At 66.9% G+C, this 5,295-nt stretch carries 3 protein-coding genes; 2 read left to right on the top strand and 1 reads right to left on the bottom strand.

The window, feature by feature from the left end; all coding sequences use genetic code 11:
* Positions 1–218 precede the first annotated feature (218 nt).
* Entirely contained in the window at positions 219–3,746 is a 3,528-nt protein-coding gene (locus FG93_RS05030) for an autotransporter domain-containing protein (RefSeq protein WP_152579317.1), read from the top strand.
* A gap of 127 nt (positions 3,747–3,873) precedes the next feature.
* Here the strand turns inward: FG93_RS05030 and FG93_RS05025 are convergent, their stop codons facing one another.
* The gene (locus tag FG93_RS05025) at positions 3,874–4,437 is read right to left on the bottom strand and encodes a GNAT family N-acetyltransferase (protein WP_043232586.1); all 564 of its coding nucleotides are present in this window, start codon (positions 4,435–4,437) and stop codon (positions 3,874–3,876) included.
* Between the two features lie 128 nt (positions 4,438–4,565).
* On the opposite strand from FG93_RS05025, the gene FG93_RS05020 reads away from it, so the two are divergent.
* A complete protein-coding gene (locus tag FG93_RS05020) occupies positions 4,566–5,039 on the top strand; it encodes a GNAT family N-acetyltransferase (protein WP_052513398.1) in 474 nt (157 codons plus the stop codon).
* Positions 5,040–5,295 lie beyond the last annotated feature (256 nt).

The raw sequence follows: 5,295 nt of genomic DNA, 5'->3' as shown, positions 1-5,295 counted from the left end.
ATCTCACCCTCCCCGGGGGCAGCGGGAGCGTCGGCAGTAGCGGCGGAGGCGGAGGTGGGGGTGGCTCCGGCATAACGGGCGGCCCAGGCGGCAGAGGTGACTCGGGTGTCGGCGGTACCGCTGGAGCTGGAGGAACTGCTCCAGGATCCGCAGGGCAGGACGGACAGGATTTCAACGGCGCGGGTGGTGGCGGCGGTGGCGCTCATGGCAGCGTGGATGTGACGGCTCCCACCGTCAGTGTCTCAGGCGGCCATGGCGGCAACGGCGGCAATGATCTCGCGGGAAGCGGTGGCGGTGGTGGCGGCGCCGGCGGATATGGCGCGGTGATAACCGGCACCGGTGCGCTCGGCTTGCTCACGTCGACGGCGACGGGCGGCAATGGCGGCAATGGCGGCAACGGTCAATTGGAGGCCGGCAATGCCGGCAGCGGCGGCATTGGCTTGGCATTGACCGGCGGAGCCGGCACGTCGCTCACGATCAATGCCAGTGTCAGGGGCGGCGACGGCGGAGCTGGGGGGAACAGCAGCGTCGGCGCGACAGGCGGAACCGGCGGCAATGGCGGTGCCGGGCTGATCGGTTCCAGTGGTGCCAGCTTCGTGGTCAATGGCGCGGTGCGCGGCGGAGACGGCGGCGCCGGTGGCTCCGGCATCGTCCCGGGCTCTACCGGTCAGGCCGGAGCCGGCATCACCGGCCAAAGCCTGAGCATCACGCTGGGCGCGAGCGGCTCGATCTCCGGCGGTCTGGGCGGCGGCGGCGCCCACGGCAACGCTCTCGAGCTGTCCGGCAACAGCAGCCTGGCCGTCGCGGTGGCTGGCACCGCCAATCTCACCGGCAACATCGCACTCGGCGCCGGCACGTTGACGCTCGACCAGAGCAACGGCCTCGACATTACCATCGCCAATGCGATGAACGGCACTGGCGCGCTCGCCAAGACCGGCTCCGGCACAGCCACCCTCTCCGGCAACAACGACTATTCGGGCGCAACCAGTGTCCTGGGTGGGCGTCTCGTCGCCGACTCTTCGACGGCGTTCTCAGCGAACTCCCATTTCGGGGTCGCAGCTGGGGCAACGATCGAAATTGCAAGTGCTGCCGGGTTCGGCGCCACGGTGGGTGCGCTGTCGGGAGCGGGCAACGTCGTCATCGGCAATGGCACCATGCTGACCATTGGCGCCAAGCCTGTCGCAACAATCTTCTCAGGCCAGATTTCCGGCCCGGGCTCGCTCTCCCTTGACGGGCCTGGCGCCCTGTCATTGACGGGCACGAGCAACAGCATCGAGGGGCTGCTTCTCCTTTGCGGCTGCTCGAACCCGACACTCGAAATCAATGGCGGGTCGCTGAGCGTCGGCGATCCGGCAGGAGGCTCGGGTAGCATCGCCGTGGCCGGCGGCACCTTGCGGGTCGTCAATGGCGGCACACTGCATATGGTGGATCCTTTCGGGCTTCTCGCCATGCAGTCGAACATGGAGGTTTCCGGCCCGAATTCCTTGGTGACCGTGGAAGGTTTCACGGGGATCGGTGGCCCGAGCAATGTAGGACTTTCGATCAGCGCCGGCGCCGCCATGGAGAGCAGGGCCGAGGCCGCTATCGAAGGCATCGGGCCGTCGACGACCGTCACGGTGACAGGGCGCGGTTCGAGCTGGACGGTCGGCAGTAATCTGTTCGTCGGCGGCTATTCCTTCGGCGGAACCGGCACCTTGACCATCTCGGCCGGAGGCACCGTCAATTCCTCCGGCCCGCTCTGGATCGGTTCCGATCCGGACCCTTTGTTCGGGTTTGCCCGTGCCAGCGTCAGCGTCACAGGCGCCGGATCCGTGCTGAACGCAAATAGCGGCCTGCTCGTCGGCTATCCCGGCTGTGGCTGTGGCGATTACACCGGCGCCCTCACCGCCGCTGACGGCGGCACTGTCAATGCCGGCGCAGGCCTGCAGATTGGCCGCCTTGGCACGCTCGAGATCGGCGCCGGCTGGCTTGCCGGCACGATCAATGCGCCGGCGATCGTCAATGACGGCGCGATCCTCGCCAATTTTGTCGACGTCTCCATACTTGCCGCAAACATCTCGGGTACGGGTACGCTCACCAAGCAGGGTTCCGGCCAGCTCATTCTGACGGGGAGCAGCAGCTATACCGGGGCCACCTCGGTGCTGTCGGGCCTGCTCACGGTCAACGGTTCGCTGACGGACTCCGCCATCACCCTGGCTGGTGGTTCTCTCGGCGGCTCGGGCACGGTCGGGAGCGTCACTGTCGGCAATGCCGGCATGGTCGCGCCGGGCAATTCGATCGGCACGCTGACCGTCGCTGGCAACATCACGTTCGCTCCCGGCTCGACATATCAGGTCGAGGTCGATGCGGCCGGCCAGTCCGACAGGATCGCCGCCACCGGAACCGCGACCGTATCCGGAGGAACTGTTCAACTTCTGGCGGCGCAAGGCAGCTATAGGCCGTCGACGCGCTACACAATCCTGACGGCGCAGGGCGGGATCATCGGGCAGTTCGCCGGCGTGACCTCCAATTTCGCCTTCCTGACTCCGAGCCTGTCCTATGGCGCAAATGACGTGGCCCTGGCGCTCGATCGCAACGCGACCGCCTTTCCGCAGCTCGCCCTGACGCGCAATCAGGCTGGCGCAGCCAGAGCGGCCGAAGCACTGGGGGGCGGCAACCGGGTCTACGATGCCTTGATCACGGCAAGCGTCACGGACGCCCGCGCCGGCTTCGACGGGCTTTCGGGCGAGGTCCATGCACAATCGGTCGGCGTCGCGATCGAGGACAGCCATCTCATTCGCGAATCCATCCTCAACCGGCTGCGCTGGCCTTTGGCCGCTGGCGGATCGGCCGGTACGGTGGACGGCGCCTTCAGCGCCGACAGGCCGGGCAGATCGGCCGGCACGACGCTGCCGGCGCCAAGCCTCGCCATGGAACGCTTCACGCTCTGGGGCGAGGCAATCGGCGCGCAAGGGCGCACGGACAGCGACCGCAACGCAGCGTCCCTCGACCGGCGCGGCGGTGGCATGCTGTTCGGCGCGGAGTTCAACGCGACAGGGGCCGGCGATGGGCAATGGCGCCTCGGTATCGCCGGCGGCTACACGCGCACCGATTTCGATGTCGACGGGCGCCGCTCGAGCGGAGAACTGGGCAGTGCCCATGGTGCGCTCTATGGCGGCCTGCGCTTCGGCGCGGTCTCGCTGCGTGCCGGCGCGGCCTATGCCTGGAGCGATCTCGACGTGACGCGCCGGGTCGCGCTGCCCGGGATCTCCGATGTGCTGCGCTTCGATGGCCGCAGCGCGACCGCTCAGGCCTTCGCCGAGATTGGCTACGCCCTGCCCTACGGACCGGTCTCATTCGAGCCCTTTGCGCAGATCGCGGCCGTCACGGTCCGCACCAGCCGCGACGCCGAGACAGGTGGCGCAGCCGCGCTGCAGGTGCTTGGCCGCGACCAGCGCCTCGGCTTCACGACGCTCGGCCTGCGGGCGGAAATGCAGTTGGGCGCGATGCCGCTGCTGGCTCGCGGCATGCTGGGCTGGCGCCATGCCTTCGGCGACACGACACCCGCGGCCAACCTCGCCTTCATCGGCGCCGCAACGCCGTTCCAGACCTATGCCGCTCCCCTTGCCCGCAACGCCCTGGTGGCCGAGGCCGGGCTCGCCTGGCGCACATCCGCGAGCACCACACTCGGCGTCAGCTACAGCGCCGCAATCAGCGACAATGCCCGCGATCACGCCCTCAAGGGCAAGCTCGACGTCAGGTTCTGATGGGCACAACCTCTGATATGCGCGGAAGTCGAGTTGGGATTGCTGATATAGATCAGCGATCCGGCACCGGGGCCGCGACGATGACGTCGAGCCCGACATGGCCATTCGCTTCGGCTTCATCCTCAGTTCAGGCGCTTGAAAGCCCTAAAGCCGTTGCGGCCTCGCTGATCATCAGCGAATAGCGCATAGCGAGCTTTCCTGAATGCCGCACTGCCCCCCGCTGCTTCAATCCGATCTTCTCCGCAACCCGCAGGGAACCGAGATTGTCGGGGTCGATCTCCGCAATGACCTCTGGGAGCTTCAGCACGTCGAAGGCGTGGGTCAGAACAGGCCGCGCGGCTTCCGTGGCAAGTCCTTGGCCCCAGAACCGCTGGCGTAGCCGCCAGCCAATCTCGATCTCAGGTCCGACCGCGTCCACAGGAATCAAAAGCACCCACCCGACGAAAACGGCAGGCTCCTGTCGCAGCATGATCGTCCAGTAGCCCATGCCCGGCAGCCAGGGGCTGGACGTGCGGTTCTCGATGAATTCTCGGTGGGCCGATGCGTCGGACCATGGTCCGCTGACATAGCGGGTGACCTCGGGCTCGCGGTCCATGAGCAGGCAATCATTGGTATCGGCCAGCGTACGCGGACGGAGCAAGAGTCGTTCGGTCTCGAAGGTTGTGCAGGCATCTGAGCCGGTAGCGATCATGTCGCGAGGCATCCCGCAGTCGGCCTCCGTTCGTTCGCCGCCCCGTGGCCAGGGCAACTTCGCTTTCCCTGATAGCGCGACCGCCTTTGGCTTGCCATCGCAAGCTGCGCCGTGGAAACGCCGAAGCCATGATGACGACGACTGACCAGACCGTCGAGATTACGGCTCTGAGCGAGCGGCCACATTTCCGCGGGGCCGTGTCCGACCGGATCTGGAAGGCATGGTGGCGCGACGAGGGGTATCTCCTCGAGCAGATCGACAGCCGTGTTCGGCAAAGCCTCGGCCCCGAAACCATCCCGGTTGCGCTTGTCGCGACAGCAGGCGAGCGGTTTCTCGGGACGGTGTCGTTGATCGGCAGCGATATGGACGAACGGCCCGGCTACAGCCCCTGGATTGCGGCATTGTGGGTCGATCCCGAGCATCGCCGACAGGGCATCGGAGCTGCGCTGGTGCAGGCAGCAGCGGCAAGAGCCTTCGCGGCGAGCTTTCCCACGGTCTATCTCCGCGCCACACGAGGCAACGCGCCCTTCTACATTTCTCTGGGCTGGCAGCAGATCGAGGAGGATGTCGCGGGCCTGAACATCCTCTCGCTCTCACGATAAGGCCGGGGCACCAAAGCCCCTCCCCGCCCCCTTCGGCGTTGACCGCTCTCAAGAGCGATCCGGCTGATCTGCACCCAAAGCGGGGGACTCTGTTGGGAGCACCTGCGAGATCGGGAGCTTGTGCGCCTCCGCAAAGAAAAAGATCGGGTTGTGGGGCTCCGGCCTCCTCCCGGTCGAAGAGTGACGGGAGGGAGGCTTTCCGGGCAGGCTCCATCGGTTGAATCGGTCGGGAGGAGGCCTGCCATGGAGCTGTTCG

It is taken from the genome of Allobosea sp. LC85 (assembly GCF_000735605.1).
GTDB lineage: Bacteria > Pseudomonadota > Alphaproteobacteria > Rhizobiales > Beijerinckiaceae > Allobosea.
The sequence above is the reverse complement of the archived record's forward strand: the minus strand, read 5'-3'. Positions and strand labels throughout refer to the sequence as shown.